Source organism: Paenibacillus pasadenensis (assembly GCF_002864175.1).
Lineage (GTDB): Bacteria > Bacillota > Bacilli > Paenibacillales > Paenibacillaceae > Paenibacillus_O > Paenibacillus_O pasadenensis.
The window spans coordinates 1,083,816-1,100,000 of record NZ_NFEZ01000003.1 but is presented as its reverse complement, the minus strand read 5'-3'; the positions used below and the strand labels follow the sequence as shown (position 1 = coordinate 1,100,000).

At 64.9% G+C, this 16,185-nt stretch carries 11 protein-coding genes (1 of these 11 cut by a window edge); 10 read left to right on the top strand and 1 reads right to left on the bottom strand.

Annotated elements, in window-relative coordinates; genetic code table 11:
- From B8V81_RS08400 to B8V81_RS08385, 4 genes are all read left to right on the top strand, one after another.
- Positions 1 to 1,050: the 3' portion of a glycosyl hydrolase family 18 protein gene (locus B8V81_RS08400; RefSeq protein ID WP_101808134.1), read on the top strand. The gene continues 906 nt to the left of window position 1, outside the view; the window shows 1,050 of its 1,956 coding nt (coding positions 907-1,956); its start codon lies beyond the left edge, outside the window; it ends in the stop codon at positions 1,048 to 1,050.
- Between the two features lie 121 nt (positions 1,051 to 1,171).
- On the top strand, positions 1,172 to 3,658 hold the full coding sequence (locus B8V81_RS08395; RefSeq protein ID WP_180968398.1) for a glycosyl hydrolase family 18 protein: 2,487 nt from the start codon (positions 1,172 to 1,174) through the stop codon (positions 3,656 to 3,658).
- Between the two features lie 101 nt (positions 3,659 to 3,759).
- Entirely contained in the window at positions 3,760 to 4,671 is a 912-nt protein-coding gene (locus tag B8V81_RS25165) for an NAD-dependent epimerase/dehydratase family protein (protein WP_180968397.1), read from the top strand.
- A 121-nt stretch (positions 4,672 to 4,792) separates the two neighbouring features.
- Positions 4,793 to 5,890 (top strand): SPL family radical SAM protein, encoded by a 1,098-nt coding sequence (locus tag B8V81_RS08385; RefSeq protein WP_101808131.1) that lies wholly within the window; start codon positions 4,793 to 4,795, stop codon positions 5,888 to 5,890.
- A gap of 28 nt (positions 5,891 to 5,918) precedes the next feature.
- On the opposite strand, the gene B8V81_RS08380 is transcribed toward B8V81_RS08385, so the two are convergent.
- Positions 5,919 to 6,152 carry a hypothetical protein gene (locus B8V81_RS08380; RefSeq protein WP_028598336.1) on the bottom strand — a complete coding sequence of 78 codons (234 nt, stop codon included), beginning with the start codon at positions 6,150 to 6,152 and terminating at the stop codon, positions 5,919 to 5,921.
- Positions 6,153 to 6,267: 115 nt separating this feature from the next.
- Between B8V81_RS08380 and B8V81_RS08375 the strand changes: the two genes are divergently transcribed.
- The 6 genes from B8V81_RS08375 to B8V81_RS08350 all read left to right on the top strand — a co-directional run bounded on the left by B8V81_RS08375 (position 6,268) and on the right by B8V81_RS08350 (position 16,144).
- Positions 6,268 to 7,212: a helix-turn-helix transcriptional regulator gene (locus tag B8V81_RS08375; protein ID WP_101808130.1), complete on the top strand. Its 945-nt coding sequence runs from the start codon at positions 6,268 to 6,270 to the stop codon at positions 7,210 to 7,212.
- 325 nt (positions 7,213 to 7,537) lie between these two features.
- Entirely contained in the window at positions 7,538 to 7,975 is a 438-nt protein-coding gene (locus B8V81_RS08370) for a MarR family winged helix-turn-helix transcriptional regulator (protein WP_101808129.1), read from the top strand.
- 31 nt (positions 7,976 to 8,006) lie between these two features.
- Complete coding sequence (locus B8V81_RS08365; protein ID WP_101808128.1) at positions 8,007 to 11,198, top strand: efflux RND transporter permease subunit; 3,192 nt, start codon at positions 8,007 to 8,009, stop codon at positions 11,196 to 11,198.
- Between the two features lie 173 nt (positions 11,199 to 11,371).
- Positions 11,372 to 12,376 (top strand): aldose 1-epimerase, encoded by a 1,005-nt coding sequence (locus tag B8V81_RS08360; RefSeq protein WP_028598332.1) that lies wholly within the window; start codon positions 11,372 to 11,374, stop codon positions 12,374 to 12,376.
- A gap of 100 nt (positions 12,377 to 12,476) precedes the next feature.
- Positions 12,477 to 13,262, top strand: a complete 786-nt coding sequence (locus tag B8V81_RS08355) for an SDR family NAD(P)-dependent oxidoreductase (RefSeq protein WP_028598331.1) — start codon at positions 12,477 to 12,479, stop codon at positions 13,260 to 13,262.
- Positions 13,263 to 13,330: 68 nt separating this feature from the next.
- Positions 13,331 to 16,144, top strand: coding sequence for a CHASE3 domain-containing protein (locus B8V81_RS08350; protein ID WP_101808127.1), 2,814 nt, complete (start codon positions 13,331 to 13,333; stop codon positions 16,142 to 16,144).
- Positions 16,145 to 16,185 lie beyond the last annotated feature (41 nt).

Here is a 16,185-nt window from a genome sequence, read left to right as displayed (position 1 = left end):
TTGACGGATCCGCAGAACTTTAACATCGACAAGGCTGTCACGACCTACCTTGCCAAAGGCGTACCGGCAAGCAAGCTCGTGCTCGGCATGGCCTTCTACGGTCGAGGCTGGGGCGGCTGTCCGACGGCAGGAAATGGACAGTACCAAGTCTGCGCGGGCATTTCCTCCACGGGAACTTGGGAGAAGGGCAGCTACGACTTCTATGATCTGGAAGCGAACTATATCAACAAGAACGGCTACACGCGCTATTGGAATGATGCCGCTAAGGTGCCTTACCTGTACAATCCGACCAACGGCACGTACATCAGCTATGACGATGTTCAATCCTTCGACTTCAAGACGAGCTACCTGAAATCCAAAGGTCTCGCCGGCGCGATGTTCTGGGAGACGAGCGGCGACCGCAACAAGACGCTGCTGAACAAGCTGGCCTCCGATCTCGGCTATGCGGGCGCAACGCCGACGCCGGTACCGACGGCTACGCCGAGCGCGACGCCGACGCCAACCGCCACGCCGAGCGTCACGCCGACACCGACGACAAGCCCAAGCGCAACGCCTACGCCAAGCGCGACGCCGACTCCGGGCACGTGCACGGTGACGGCATGGAGCTCGACGGCGGTTTATACGGGCGGACAAAAGGCTTCCTACAACGGCACGATTTACGAAGCGAAGTGGTGGACCCAAGGCGATCGTCCGGATCTGAGCGGAGCGAACGGTCCTTGGAAGGCAGCCGGCACTTGCGGAACGACAAGTCCGACACCGAGCGCGACGCCTACGCCAACGCCGACCGCGACGCCTACGCCAAGCGCAACGCCGAAACCGAGCGCAACGCCGACGCCGACGGCAACGCCTACGCCAAGCGCGACTCCTACACCTACGGCAACGCCGACGCCGTCCGCAACGCCAGGCGCCTCTGCCTGGGCTGCAGGCGTAGCGTATAAAGCGGGAGATGTCGTGACTTACAGCGGCAAGACGTATGCCTGCCTGCAGCCTCACACCTCGCTCGCCGGCTGGGAGCCGGCTACGACTCCCGCTCTTTGGAAGCTGAAATAAGCTGTCCAGCCTGCAGCCCCTTTTCGCGGCATTCCGAACCGAACCTGGAATGGACGAAAAGGGGCTTTTTCAATGCTCAGCCTCAACGAATCTATCAATCCGCATGGAGGAATCGAATCGCATGAACGCCATGAGCTATCGCAAAGCTAAGCCGGCGGCCCGCCTGCTCGCCGCTCTGATGACCTTGATCGTCCTCGTTCCGCTTTATGGACCAGGCATCGCGCTGACGAAGGCCGCGGCTGGGACGGGCCCGTCGGCACCTGCCCCGGCAGCCGACCATCCCCGCAAGATCGTCGCTTATTTTCCGGAATGGGGAGACCAGGAAAACAAAGGCTTCTACACGGTCGACAAGATTCCGTGGGGAAGCATTACGCACATCAACTATGCCTTCGCCAAAGTAAACGCTCAGAACAAGATCGAAATCATGGACCGCAAGGCGGCTGTCGAGAAGGATTATCCGGGGCAGCTCGCCGAGCTTCCGTTCAAGGGCCACTTCAACCAGCTCGTGAAGTACAAGCAGCTCTATCCGGACGTGCGCACGCTGATCTCGGTCGGCGGCTGGGCGGGCTCGGGCGGTTTCTATAATATGGCGAATACGGAAGCGGGCCGCGAGACGTTCGCAAACAGCGTCATCGACTTCCTGCGGACGTACAAGTTCAACGGCGTCGATATCGACTGGGAATATCCGTCGGGCACGGGCCAATCGGGCAATCCGAATGACTTCTCGGTCGCCGAGCCGCTGCGCAAGGTGAACTACGATAACTACATCCTGCTGATGAAAAAGCTGCGCGAGAAGCTGGATGCGGCAGGCGCTCAGGACAATCAGAAATACGATCTGACCGTCGCCGCGACGGCGTCGAGCTGGATTCTCGGCGGCATGAAGCTCGGCGAGGCGAACCAATATCTCGACTGGGCGAACCTCATGACTTACGACTTCCACGGCGCCTGGAACGGCTATGTCGGTCCTCATTCCGCCTTGTATCCGGACGCCCGCGACACGGAAACGGCCGCGCTCGGCACGCCGGTGCTGAACACGGACTGGGCGACCCGCTACTACCTCGGCACGCTGCCGCCGGAGAAGATCGTCATCGGCGTCCCGTACTATTCCCGCGGCTGGAAAAACGTGAACGGCGGCATCGACAACACCGGCTTGTACGGAACGGCGCCGACGACCGGAGGAGGGGCGGACGGCGAGTTCGGCATCTGGAACGATCCCGCGCCGGAGCAGCCGGCCGGAGCGAATCCGATCTGGCATATCCTCAATCTGCTCAAAGACCCGGCCAACAAGCGTTATTTCGACCCGGTGACAAAAACGCCTTACCTGTTCAACGCGAGCAAAAAAGTGTTCCTGACCTATGAGGACACCGAATCGCTCGGATACAAGCTGGACTACATCAAGGAAAAGGGCCTGGGCGGCATGATGTTCTGGGAGCTGACCGGCGACTACTCGCAGGCGGCCGACGGAACGTACACGTACGGCAATACGCTGACCGAATTCGCCTACAACAAGCTGAAGACGGCCGGACTGCCCGGAGGAGCCGCGAAGCCGCAGCTGCCTGCGCCGAAAAACTTCAGCATCGCGTTCAGCGGCAATTACGATCATCCGAACTACACATACTCGCTCAAGATCACGAACAACACCGGAGAGGATATCGCCGGGGGATGGAAGCTGGAGTTCGATCTGCCGACGACGACGACGCTGACCTCCGCGTGGGGAGCCGGTTCGGTCGAGCGGATTTCCACGGCGTGGGACTTCAACCGCTACCGTCTGACGGGAACGGCGACGCAGACGATCGCGAACGGCGCGACGCTGGACATTCCGGGCATGATGAAGCTGAACTTCTCCGGCGGGCCTCAGCGGGTGACGTTGAACGGAAGCTCCTCGAAAGCCGAGTATGAAAAGCTGTACGGAACGGCGCCGAGCCCGTCGCCGGGAGCGACGCCGACGCCATCGCCAAGCGTGACGCCGACTGCAACGCCGACGCCAAGTGCGACGCCAAGTGCGACGCCGAGCGCGACACCGACGCCAAGCGCAACGCCGACGCCGACTCCGGGCCTATGCACGGCGGCGGCTTGGAGCGCGACGACGGTGTATGTCGGCGGCCAGAAGGCTTCGTACAACGGTTCGGTCTACGAGGCGAAATGGTGGACGCAAGGAGATCGGCCGGATCTGAGCGGAGCCAATGGACCGTGGAAGGCGGCAGGAGCCTGCGCGACGCCAGCGCCAAGCGCGACGCCGACGCCGAGCGCGACGCCGACGCCAAGCGCGACGCCATCGCCGAGCGCGACGCCGACGCCGAGCGCGACGCCATCGCCGAGCGCGACGCCGACGCCGAGCGCGACGCCATCGCCAAGCGCGACGCCATCGCCAAGCGCGACGCCGACGCCGACGCCAAGTGCGACGCCAACGCCGAGCGTGACGCCATCGCCGAGTACGACGCCAACGCCGAGCGCGACGCCGGGAGCTGCGGCCTGGACGCCGGGCACGGCGTACAAAGCCGGGGACAAAGCAACCTACGGCGGCAAGACCTATGCGTGCCTGCAGCCTCATACCGCCTTGGCGGGATGGGAGCCGGCCACGACGCCCGCTCTGTGGAAACTGGCCTGAGCGGTCCCAATTGCAAGCTGCCCTGCCTCCATCGCCGGAGGCAGGTTTTTTTGCGCGTGGGAACGAATACGACAAGGGAGGCAACAGGAAAGGATGAGGACATGAGGATTCTGGTGCTCGGCGGAACGAGATTCATGGGCAAGCATCTGGTCGACGAGCTGCTGCGGGAAGGCCACGAGGTGACGGTCGGCTCGACCGGCAAGACGGACGTCACATACGAGGGCGAGCCGGAAAGGCTGGTGCTGGATCGGGGCGAGGAAAGCTCGCTGCTGCCGGCCGTCCAGGGCCGGGAGTGGGATGTCGTCTACGACATGATTGGCTACTCGCCGGATGAGGCGCGGCTGGCATGCAGGGCGTTCGCCGGAAGGACGGGGCGGTTTGTCTTCGTCTCCTCGCTCGCGGTCTACGAGCCGGCCGAACGGGCTCAGCGGGAGGAGGACTGGCTGCCGGAAGGCTATCCCGTGACCGGCACCGACCGCCATTCGCTCAGCTATGCGGAAGGAAAGCGCCAGTCGGAGGCGGTGCTCGCGGCTCAGGCGGACATGGAATCTCTTTTTGTACGGCCGCCTTTTGTCGTCGGGGAAGATGACTACACGCGCAGGCTGCACTGGCATGTGGAGCGGGTCGCTTCCGGCTTGGAGATCGGCATGCCTTCGCCGGACGCGAGGGTGCAGTTCATCCGCTCCGATGAGGCGGGCCGGCTGCTGAGCTGGCTCAAGTCGGCGCCGCTGAGCGGTCCGGTGAACGCCTGCTCCGGAGGCAGCATCCCGCTGCGGGAGCTTGCCGGAATGATCGGCTCGGCGACCGGCAGGCGGCCGCGGCTGACGACGGAGGTGACGGAGCAGAACGGCTCTCCTTATGGAGTCGAAGGCTCTTGGTATATGGACGGCGGCAAGGCGGCAAAGGCCGGATTCCGGTTCGAGCGGCAGGAGGACTGGCTGCCCGGACTGATCGGGCGTCTGGCCGAAGAGCGGCTCGAGCGAGCCGGCCGCGGCGATTCCGGCCTGTCCTGATTTTGAGCGAGACGAGCTGCTCCGGCAGCTCGTTTTTGCGTTGAAGCGGGTTGCCGCAGCCGGAGGGGCGTGTTATACTCCACTATATAGAACAAATGTTCGCTTGTAGGGGGTGCAGGCCATGACGGCAGCAAAGGCGGAGCTGATACGAGTCAAGCAGCTACTGACGAAGGTCAAGGAAGAGAAGATGCTTTTCCGCTGGTCGATCAATCCCTATCGCGGCTGCATGCATGGCTGCAGCTTCTGCTATGCCAGGGCGTTCCACTCCTTCATCGGCATGGGAGCGGACGAGTTCCAGAGCCGCATTCTCGTCAAAGAGAACGCCGCCGCCGCGCTCGAAGGGCAGCTGCACCGGATGGCGGCGCGGCATCGCTTCGACCTGGCTGCGATGGCGCGGGATATCGGGCATGTGGCGATCGGCACGGCTACCGACCCGTATCAGCCGGCCGAGGGCGCTCACCGGATTACCCGGGAGTGCCTGAAGGTGCTCGCCCGTTACCAGGTTCCCGTCTCGATTACGACGCGCTCGCCGCTCATCCTGCGGGATCTGGACCTGCTCGCGCAGTGCCGGGTGCTGTCGGTCAACTTCAGTCTCCATACGCTGGACGACCGGCTCATCCGCAGTCTGGAGCCGGGCTCTCCGCTCTCTGCGCCGCGCCTGCAGGCGCTTCGCGAGCTTCGTGAGGCCGGCCTGCCGGCCGGCGTATTCGCCGCCCCGATCCTGCCGCTGCTGTCGGATTCCCGAAGCGCCCTGCAGGAGCTGATGCAGGCGAGCCGCGCTTGTGGCGCTCTCTTCCTGATGAGCTCGCTGCTGCGGCTGACGCCCGAGGTGAAGGGCTGGTACTACGGCGTGCTTCGCGAGGCGGCTCCGGAAGTGCTGCCGGAGTATGAGCGGATCTTCCAGGGAGCGTATGCCATTCGCAGCTACGAGGAAGAGCTGCGAGTGCGAATCGAGGAGCTTAGGCTGCTTTACGGGCTGCCGCGCTCGCTGCCGGCTGTGGAGGAGCCGGGGCGGTGGAGCGGCGAAGCCTGCGCCGGGCCGCCGGGCGGCCCGGCGGACGGATGCGGCCCTACGGACGGCGGCCTCGCCGCGTTCGAGCCGCAGCGCAGCTCCGTTTCGTTAGGGCAGCGGCTGGCCGCGCGCAGAGAAGACCCCGCGGCCGAAGCGAGCCGGGGGCCAGTCAAGGAAGTGCTGGAGCAGATGGCGCTCCCCTTTTGAGCTCGAGCCGGGGGCGAGGACAAGCGCCTCAGAAGCCAGTGCGGTACTTCCGGGCGCTGGACGAGTCATCTTTCGTATGCGTCTTGTCCTTCTCGTCCTGCTGCTCGATCGTCAGGTCCTCGACGGGGATGGGATCGACGTGCTGCTGGGCGGGATCCTGATCCATCAGGCTTTCTTTTTCCGTCGGGTACTGCTCGGGATGGTCCCGATCGGCCACGGACGGAGTCGTGGATCGGAGGGACTTGTCTTTCGGGTCGGTCATTTCGAGCACCTCTTTTCGATGTTGTCTCCGCTGCCGGATCGGCTAGGAGGGGGTTGTCTTCCTTACCCCAAAGCAAGGAAGCACTAACGCAGGTCGCCAAGGAGGCGGAAGAGAAATGAAGCTGGCGAGGCTGCTCGGCATCACGATGCTGCTGCTGGGCAGACGCAGGGTCGGAGCCCAGGAGCTCGCCGAGCGCTTCGAGGTGTCGGTGCGCACGATCTATCGGGACTTGGAGGCGCTCTACGCGGCCGGCGTGCCGGTCGTATCCTATCCCGGCCTGGACGGCGGCTACGAGATTCTCCATACGTTCCGGATCGACCGGCAATACCTCAGCATGGAGGAGCTGCGCTCCATGCTGATCGCGCTCAAAGGCGTTCAGGCCGCGTGGAGCGAGCAGCAGCTCGGGCGCCTGCTCGACAAGGTCGGAGCTCTGCTCAGCCGTACCGAGGGAGGCGCCGAACGGGAGAAGGACGCCGGCCAGGTCGTGCTGGACCTTAATCCGTGGCGAGGCGGAAAGCGCGAGAAGAGAATGCTGGAGGAGCTGGGGCAGGCGCTGGAGCAATGCCGTGCGATTCATATGGCTTATATGAATTGGGAGGGCAAGGAGTCGGAGCGGGAGATCGAGCCGATCGGGCTGGTGCTGCGGGATATGGTCTGGTATTTGTACGGCTTCTGCCGGCTCCGGCAAGATTATCGGACGTTCCGGCTGAACCGCATCCAGCGGCTGGAGCCGCTGGAGGAGCGGTTCGAGCGTCATGCGATGACGATCGAGGAGCTGGACCGGCGCTGGGAATCGGACGGAGAGCAGCAGCTCGAGCTTCGCCTGCTGTTCCATCCCTCCGTCCGGACGCGCGTCCGGGACGAATATCCGCCGCAGGCGATCCGGCAGCGCGAGGACGGCTGGCTGGAGGTCGCCTGCACCCGCCACAAAGGCTATTGGCTGTACTCCCGGCTGCTCAGCTACGGTCCCCGCGTCAAGATCCTCGATCCGCCCGAGGTGGCGCAGGAGATGCTGCGCATGGCTCAGGACATGGTGGAGCTTTATGAGGATCGCTCCTGAGCGGCGGAGCGCCGCAAGTTCCGCGAAGAAAGGCATGGCAAAAGGAAGGTCGCGCAAAGCGATGATTGCCGCGCGCCGCTTGAGAGATCGCAGGCATAGAAGGCGCGCGATGGCGCGCAGGACCTTGAGGCTGCGCAGGAATCGTGGGGCTGCGCAGGGACCTTGGGGCTGCATGACAAGCTGGTCGCGAGCAGCTAGGCCGCGCGCAGCTTGGCTGCGACCGGTTCGGCATGCCGCCTGTCGGTTTGACAGGCGGCTTTTTCTCGTGATAAAGTTCGATTATCTAATTGTTCTATATTCGAACTTGTACGAAAAGGAGAAGCGAATGCAGGAAACCAAGCTGAAGGAAATCATCGAGCGCTACGAAAGAGCGAGCTCTCAGGTCAACCGAAGATTCGGAGCGCTGATTCAGAACAAGCTGCCGGAAGGGATCACGCAGGAGCAGTTCGGCATCATCCGCTACTTGAGCGCGCATCCGGACAGCACCTCGACGGAGCTGGCGGATACGTTCTGCGTCGGCAAGAGCAGCATCACGTCCATCACGACGAAGCTGGTCGACAAGAAGCTCGTCCGCCGGCGTCCCGATGACCGGGATCGCCGGGTGACCTATTTGTCGCTGACGGAAGAGGGGCGGCTGGTCGCCGAGCAAGCGGGAACAGTCATCGGCGAGACGCTTGGAGCCTATATTTCTCGCTTTACGGAAGAAGAAGCCATGCAGTTCATCGAGATGTTCGAGGATCTGGCGGCCAGGCTGAAGGACTAAAGAGAAAACAAGCCGGGAGAGGGCGTGGAGCATGAGAACGATTCTGAAATGGCGGTGGGCGGTCCTCGCGCTATGGATCGCGCTGGCGGCAGGCTTGATGCTGCTGGCGCCGGATATGCAGCAGCTGGTGCGGGAGAAGGGGCAGATCACGGTGCCGGACGGCTATTCGTCCTCGACCGCTTCGAAGCTGCTCAAGGAGAAGGAAGCGCAGAGCCGTGCGGCCGGCGACGCCGGAGACGAGAAGTCGGCCGTGCTCGTCTTTCACCGGGACGAAGGACTGAGTGATGCCGACCGGCAGGAGATCCGGAGCGGCCTCGCGGAGCTGAAGGGCAAGGAGAGCCTCGGCATCGCATCGGTGACGGGGCCGTTCGACCGGAAGGAGCTGGAGGATCAGCTCGTCGCCAAGGACGGCAGGACGATGCTCGCTCTCGTCTCGATCGAGGCGGACGGCAAGGAGCCGCAGGAGCTGCAAAGCCTGCTCGTCGAGGCGGCTTCGACGATCAAGGTCGAGCACTACTACACGTCGGAATGGATGATCAACGAGGACCAGATCCGCAGCTCGATGGAAGGACTCGCCAAGACGGAATATATTACGGTCGTGTTCATTCTCGTCATCCTGTTCCTCGTCTTCCGCTCGGCGGTCGCGCCGTTCGTGCCGCTCGTCGTCGTAGGGCTCAGCTACCTGCTGTCGCAGTCGGTCGTAGCCTTCCTCGCGGAATACGCCGGCTTCCCGCTCTCCACGTTCACGCAGATCTTCATGGTGGCGATCCTGTTCGGCATCGGGACGGACTATTGCATCCTGCTGATCAGCCGCTACAAGGAGGAGCTGGCGAGCGGCCTCGATCGGACAGAAGCGATCGTACGGACGTACCGGAACGCCGGCCGGACCGTGCTTATCTCCGGGCTCGCCGTGCTGATCGGCTTCGCCTCGATCGGGTTCTCGACATTCGGCCTCTATCGCTCGGCGGTCGCCGTCGCGGTCGGCGTGGCAGTGCTCCTGCTCGCGCTCGTGACGCTCGTGCCGTTTTTCATGGCGGTGCTCGGGAACGCGCTGTTCTGGCCGCAAAAAGGCTCGCTCTCGCATAGCGAGAGCCGGCTGTGGGGGCGGATGGGCCGCTTCTCGCTGCGCCGCCCGGTCTGGGCGCTGCTCGTGCTGGCGGTCGTCGCCGTGCCTCTGCTCCTCTCGTACCGCAACGCGATTTCGTTCAACTCTATGGAAGAGATCGGCGACAAGTACGATTCGGTCAAGGCGTTCAACCTGATCTCGGACAGCTTCGGGCCTGGCGACTCGATGCCGAGCACGGTCGTGCTGAGGGCGGATAAAAGCTTCGACGGCAAGGAAGGGCTGGCCGCGCTGGAGCAGGTCAGCCGAGAGCTGGCCAAGGTGCCGGGCGTCAAAAGCGTGCGCAGCGCGACGCGCCCGGCCGGCGAGCCGCTGCAGGAGCTGGAGGTCGCCTCCCAGGCGGGCACGCTCGAGAGCGGCATCGACCAGAGTACGGAAGGGCTCGACCGGATCGGCCAAGGGCTGTCCGAGGCGAGCTCGAGCCTGGCGGCCAACGCGCCCAAGCTGGAGAAGGCGGCGGCCGGAGCCGGCGAGCTGGAGCAAGGCACGGCGAGGCTGCAAGGCGGCGTAAAGGAGCTGGAGCAAGGCTTGCGCCGCATCCAGCAAGGCTTGCAGGACGGCTCCGTCGGAGCGAAGGAGCTCAGCGCCGGACTGAAGCAGGCCCAGGGCAGCGCCGTGCAGCTGGCTGAAGCGAGCGACCGGCTGCTGCAAGGCTATCGCGAGGCTGCCGGCGGGTTGGATCAGCTGCATGGCGCGTATGAGCGGCTGGCGGCGAGCCAGCGGCAGCTTGCCCAAGGGCTGGGCGGCGTGCAGCAGGCGTTCGAGGCGCTCGCAGAAAAGTATCCGGAGCTCGGCTCCGACGAGCAATACCAGGCGGCGCTCCAATCGCTCGCCGGACTGCAGGGCGGCGCCGAGCAGGCGGCTGCGGGGCTGGAGCAGGCCAATGCCCAGCTGGCCGGAGCGGCTGCCGGCATCGGCAAGGCGAACGGCGGCCTGGAGCAGGCAAGCGCCGGCCAGGCCGCGCTCGGCGGCGGACTGCGCGAGCTGGCCGCAGGTCTCGACGCGCTGCAGAAGGGCATTCAGCAAGCGGCGGACGGCCAGGGCCAGGCGATCGGAAAGCTGCCGCAGGTGGCGGCCGGCTTCGAGCAGCTGCAAGGCGGACAGCGGCAGCTGTCGCAAGGCTTCGCCGAGCTGAACGAGCAGCTCGGCCAGCTGACGAGCGGCCTCGACCAGAGCGTCGACGGCATCTCTCGGGTGAGCGGCGGCCTCGCGGAGGCGAAGTCGTATCTGACGGAGCTGTCGAAGTCGCCGAGCCGCAGCCTGACCGGCTGGAACCTGCCGGATGCGGCGCTTCAGGACGAGTCGTTCCGGCAGGCGGTGGCAACCTATCTTTCGCCGCAAGGAACGATGGCGACGCTCGACGTCGTCTTCGACTCCAATCCGTACGAGGAGCAGACGCTCCGCCGGATCCCCGAGCTGGAGGCCGCGATCGAGCGCGGGCTGGAGGGGACGGCTTACGCGGGAGCGCAGCATGCGATCGGCGGCATCACGAGCGTGCAGCATGACCTGAACACCATCTCCCAGGCCGATTACTCGCGCACGGTCGTGCTCATGATGGCAGGCATCTCGCTCATCCTGATCGCGCTGTTCCGCTCGCTTGTCATCCCGGCCTACATCATGGCCTCGCTGCTGCTTACCTACTACACGTCGATGGCGGCGGCGGAAGCGATCTTCAGCCGGGCGCTCGACTACTCCGGCATCAGCTGGCCGGTGCCGTTCTTCAGCTTCGTGCTGCTGATCGCGCTGGGCGTCGACTACAGCATCTTCCTGCTCGACCGCTTCCGCGAGTACCGGCATCTGCCGCCGCAGGAGGCGATCCTGCTGTCGATGCGCCATATGGGCTCCGTCATCCTGTCGGCCGCGGTCATCCTCGGCGGCACGTTCGCGGCGATGCTGCCGTCCGGCGTGCTGTCGCTGATGCAGATCGCAACGGTCGTGCTGATCGGCCTGCTCCTGTATGCCGTGCTGATCCTGCCGCTGTTCATCCCGGTCATGGTGCGCCTGTTCGGCGCGGCCAACTGGTGGCCGTTCATGGGCGGACGCGAGGAGCGGGAGCAGCCGCTGCCCGCGCCGGCGCCGAGCCTGTCGGCCGACCGCTAGTCCGTCTCCCGGCCGCTGCCGCGCTCGGCGCAGATCGCAGTCAATAGCCCCGAAGCTTCGGCTTCGGGGCTATTGCCGCGTTGCGGGGAGGACGGCGTCCGTCTCTTTTCATAGTAAATCGCGACGACGTTATGGTACTCTACTACTAGAGTAGAGAGAGGAGCGGTCGTGTCATGGCAACGAGCAGTGCGTTCGAAGGAATCTACCAGGGCCAGAGGGCGATCTATCTGAGGGCGGACGCCTATGAGGCGGTCATGCTGCCCGAGACCGGAGGCAACCTCATCGCCTTCCAAGACCGCATCACCGGCTGCCGGTTTTTGCGAGAGCCGTCGCAGGAGGAGCTGGCCCGCTTCCGCGAGAATCCCGTCGTCTGGGGAATTCCGGTGCTCTTTCCGCCCAACCGCTACGAGGACGGCCGTTTTCCTTGGCGAGGACGGATCTACCAGCTGCCGGTCAATGAAGGAGAGCGCGACAACCACCTCCACGGCTTCCTCCATGCGATTCCATGGGAGGTCGAGAGCTTCGGCAGCAAGGGCTCCGAAAGCTTCGTCACGGTGGCGGTCCGCATCGACGAGGATCATCCGGTCTATCGGCGCTTCCCGTTCCGCTTCACGATCCGCCTGCGCTATGCGCTGAGTCCGGACGGGCTGGCGCAGCAGGTGGCGGTGCGCAATGACGGCGACGAGCCGATGCCTTGCCTGCTCGCCTTCCATACGACGTTGAACGTGCCGTTCGCGCCCGGCAGCAAGGAGAGCGACTACAGCTTCAAGCTGACGGCCGGCCGCCGCTGGGAAATGAACGAGCGCATGCTGCCTACGGGAGCGTTCATGGAGCTCGCTCCGGAGGAAGAGGCGATGAAAGGAGCCGGAGCCGATCCGTTCTGGACCTCGCTCGATCATCACTATACGGCGGAGCCGCAGATGGGCCGCAACCGGATGGAGCTGACCGACCGCAAGCGCGGCATGACGCTTGTCTACGACGTCGGCACCTCGTACAAGCAGTGGATGCTCTACAACAACGGCGGCAGGGGCGAGTTCATCTGTCCGGAGCCGCAGGTCAATCTGGTCAACGCCCCGAATTCGAACTTGCCTGCGGAGGAGATCGGACTGTTCGGCCTGGAGCCGGGAGAGATCTGGGAGGAGCGGGCCCGCCTGTATGTGAAGTTGCGCCCTTCCTGAGCGGCAGGAAGCGCGAATGTCGATTTCCCGGGAAATGCCCCGGATCGGCTCGAGCGCGAGCCGGCCGCGAAGGAAGTTCATTCCGAAGGAGGAACCGCAAGTGAAGCTGAAGCTGGAAGGCAAGAAGGCGATCGTGACCGGAGGCAGCAAGGGAATCGGCTATGCGACGGCGCTGGAGCTGTCCCGCCAAGGGGCGAAGGTGGCGCTCGTCGCCCGGACGAAGGAGGAGCTTGAGGATGCGGCTGCCCGCATCGTCGCGGAGACGGGCGGCGAGGTGCTGGCCGTGCCCGGCGATGTCTCCCGGGAGGAGTCGGCTGCGGCAGCGGTGCGCGGCATCGCGGATCGCTGGGACGGCGTGATCGACATCCTGGTGAACAATGCCGGCACGGCCGCCGCCGCTCCGTTCGCGGAGGTCGGCCCGGCGGCGTGGAAGACCGATCTCGACCTGAAGCTGCTCGGCGCGGTGCATATGACGCAGGCGGCCCTGCCCGCCCTCAAGGCGGCAGGCGGCGGAGCGATCGTCAACGTGACGGCGATCGGCGGCAAGACGCCGCCGAAGGCATCGCTGCCGTCATCCGTCTCGCGGGCGGCGGGGCTCGCGCTGACCAAGGCGATGAGCCGCGACCTGGCGCCGGACGGCATCCGGGTCAACGCCGTCTGCATCGGGCTCATCCGCAGCGCCCAGATCGAGCGGCAGTGGCGGCGGACCAGCCCCGACCAGACGTGGGAGGAGTTCGCGCGCGATCCGCGCCACGACATTCCGCTCGGACGGATCGGAGACACGGAGGAAGCCGCCAATGCGATCGTGTTCCTCGTTTCCGGAGCGGCTTCCTATATTACAGGGACAGCCATCAACATCGACGGGGGCAAATCGCCCGTCGCGTGAGGCGTCCCGGATTTCATTTTCAAGCAGATGCGACTTGCCTCTGCAGCAGATAGGAGCTTGCCCATCCGATGGAAGTCAATCTCAGCGGACGGACGGACCGACGGGGCCGATTCACGATCCGCTTCAAAATCATTTCCGGCTATGCGGTCATCCTGGCCTGCCTGGCCGTCTCGATCCTGATCGTCTTCCTGCAGCTGGCGGCGGTGCAGGAGGAGACCGAATATGTGACCGAGCACGACATCTCCGTCATGAATCTGACCAACGCGATCGAGAAAAACCTGCTCGACATGGAAACGGGACAGCGGGGGTTCATCATCACCGGGGAGGAGGCTTATCTCGATCCGTACCGCTCGGGCTTCTCCCAATGGCAGAACAACTACAGCGAGCTGCTGGCGCTCGTGAGCGACAATCCGAGCCAGACCAAGCTGCTGGAGCTGGCGAGAGGCTCGATCGAGCAATGGCTCGCCATCACGATGCCGGTCATCGAGGCCAAGCAGAACGGCGACGAGGCGAAGGTCGGCGATTTTTACGCGATCGACCGCGGCAAGCAGAACATGGACCAGCTGCGCGGCAGCTTCGACGCGTTCCGCCAGACGGAGCATAAGCTGGCGGGGCAGCGGCTGGAAAGGCTGGACCGGAGCAACAGCCTGCTGCGGACGACGCTGCTTTCGCTGTTCCTCGTCTCCATCGTCCTGTCGGGCCTGTTCGGCTGGCTGATCTCGCGCTCGATCGTGCGCACGATCGGCAGCGTCACGGAATCGATCGACGGCATGGCGGATTCGCGCGGCAGGGACCTGGCTCAGCTCGCCAAGCGGATCGAGATCCGCTCGCGCGACGAGATCGCCGATCTGGCGGCCGCGACGAACCGGCTGCTCGACGAGGTCGAGGGCCACGACTGGAAGCAGCGGCAGGCGCTCGCGATCGGCTCCGCGCTGCAGCAGACGGGCGGCGCGGCCGAGACGCAGGAAGCGTTCCTGCGCTTCGCTGCCGAAGCGCTCCGGGCGCCGTTCGCGGTGCTGTACGCGGTCGAGTCGCTCAAGCCGAGCCGCCGGCTGCAGCTCGCCTGCTCCGTGACGGGCAGCGGCGACGGCGCGGCTGCGCTGCCGCCCGCCATCGAGCACGGCGAAGGCCTCGTCGGCCGCTGCTTCGCCGAGCAGCGGATGCGGCAGTATGACGTGCCGGAATCGTACGTGAAGATCGGCTCCGCCCTCGGCGAGGCGAGTCCGCCGCAGCTGCTGCTCGTGCCGGCGGTCTACGAAGGCCGTACGCTCGCCGTGCTGGAGGCCGCCCGCTTCGAGCCGTTCACGCCGCTGGAGCAGGACTTGGCGCTGGAGGCCGCCGAGCAGCTGGCCTTGGCGCTGCACCGCGTCCATACGGGCGAGGAGATCCGCACGCTGCTGCAGGAATCGCAGGCGATGACGGAGGAGCTGCAGCAGCAGGCGGAGGAGCTGCAGACCCAGCAGGAGGAGCTGCAGACCCAGCAGGAGGAGCTCGAAGCCTCCAACGAGCAGCTTATCCGGCAGGCGCGACTGTCGGAGGAGAAGTCTCAGGAGCTGCAGAGCATCCAGCAGGAGCTGACGCTGTATGCGGCGGAGCTCGAGCGCAGCTCGCGCTACAAGAACGAGTTCATGGCGAACATGTCCCACGAGCTGCGGACGCCGCTCAACAGCATGCTGATCCTGTCCCAGATGCTGGCGGAGAATCCGGGAGGCAACCTGTCGCCCAAGGAAGAGGAGTTCGCCAAGGTCATCCATACGGCCGGCGAGGATCTGCTGGTGCTGATCAACGATATCCTGGATCTGTCGAAAATCGAAGCCGGGAAGATGGAGATCAGTCTCGAGCCGCTCAATCTGAGCGAGCTACCGGCGCTGCTGCAATCGAGCTTCCGCGCGCATGCCGAGCGGAGCGGGCTCGAGTACGCCGTCATCCGCAGGCTGAACGTGCCGGACATGATCGTCAGCGACGAGCAGCGGCTGATGCAGATTCTCAAAAATCTGCTGTCCAATGCGTTCAAGTTCACGAAGCAGGGCGGCGTGACGGTGACGATTTCGCGGGCGACCGAAAGGGAGGTGCTGCAGCATCTGCCATCCCATGCGGGACGTCAGGTCGTGGCGTTCGAGGTTCGGGATACGGGCGTCGGCATCGATCCGTCCAAGCTCGACCTGATCTTCGAGGCGTTCCGCCAGGCGGACGGCACGACGAGCCGGCAGTTCGGCGGCACGGGCCTCGGCCTGTCGATCTCACGCCAGCTGGCGAGCCTGCTGCAGGGCTGCCTCTTCGTCGAAAGCCAGCCGGGCCTCGGCAGCGCGTTCACGCTGCTCTTGCCGAGCCTTGGCGAGGCCGTCCGCGCGGAGGAGCCCGGCCGGGCTTCCGGCTTGCTGCAGGAGGCGGCAGGTTATTTGGACGAGGAAGCGGCGGCCGGCCGTTCCTTGGAGGAGATGCTTGCCGAGCGGCTCCGCCTGCCGTCGTCCGAGACGGAGCCGCCGAGGCGCGGCAGCCGGTACGGAGGCCGGCGCGTGCTGATCGTCGACGACGACATCCGCAACGTCTACAGCCTGACGAGCTTCCTTGAGCAGCAAGGCATCGAGGTGCTGACGGCGGCCAACGGCCGCGAGGCCCTTGACGCGCTGGCGGCGTTCGGCTGCGATCTCATTTTGATGGACATGATGATGCCGGTGCTGGACGGGTACGATGCGATCCGGGAAATCCGCTCCATCGAGGCGCATCGCAGCTTGCCGATCATCGCGCTCACGGCGAAGGCGATGCCGCAGGACCGGGAGCTGTGCCTGCAGGCGGGAGCGACCGATTATATCACCAAGCCGCTCCATCTGGAGCAGCTCAGCTCGCTGCTCGAGGTATGGCTGCCGCGGCGCAAGGTTTGACCCCGGGAGGCCGGGGTAAAAAAGGTTGATTAAGGATACAA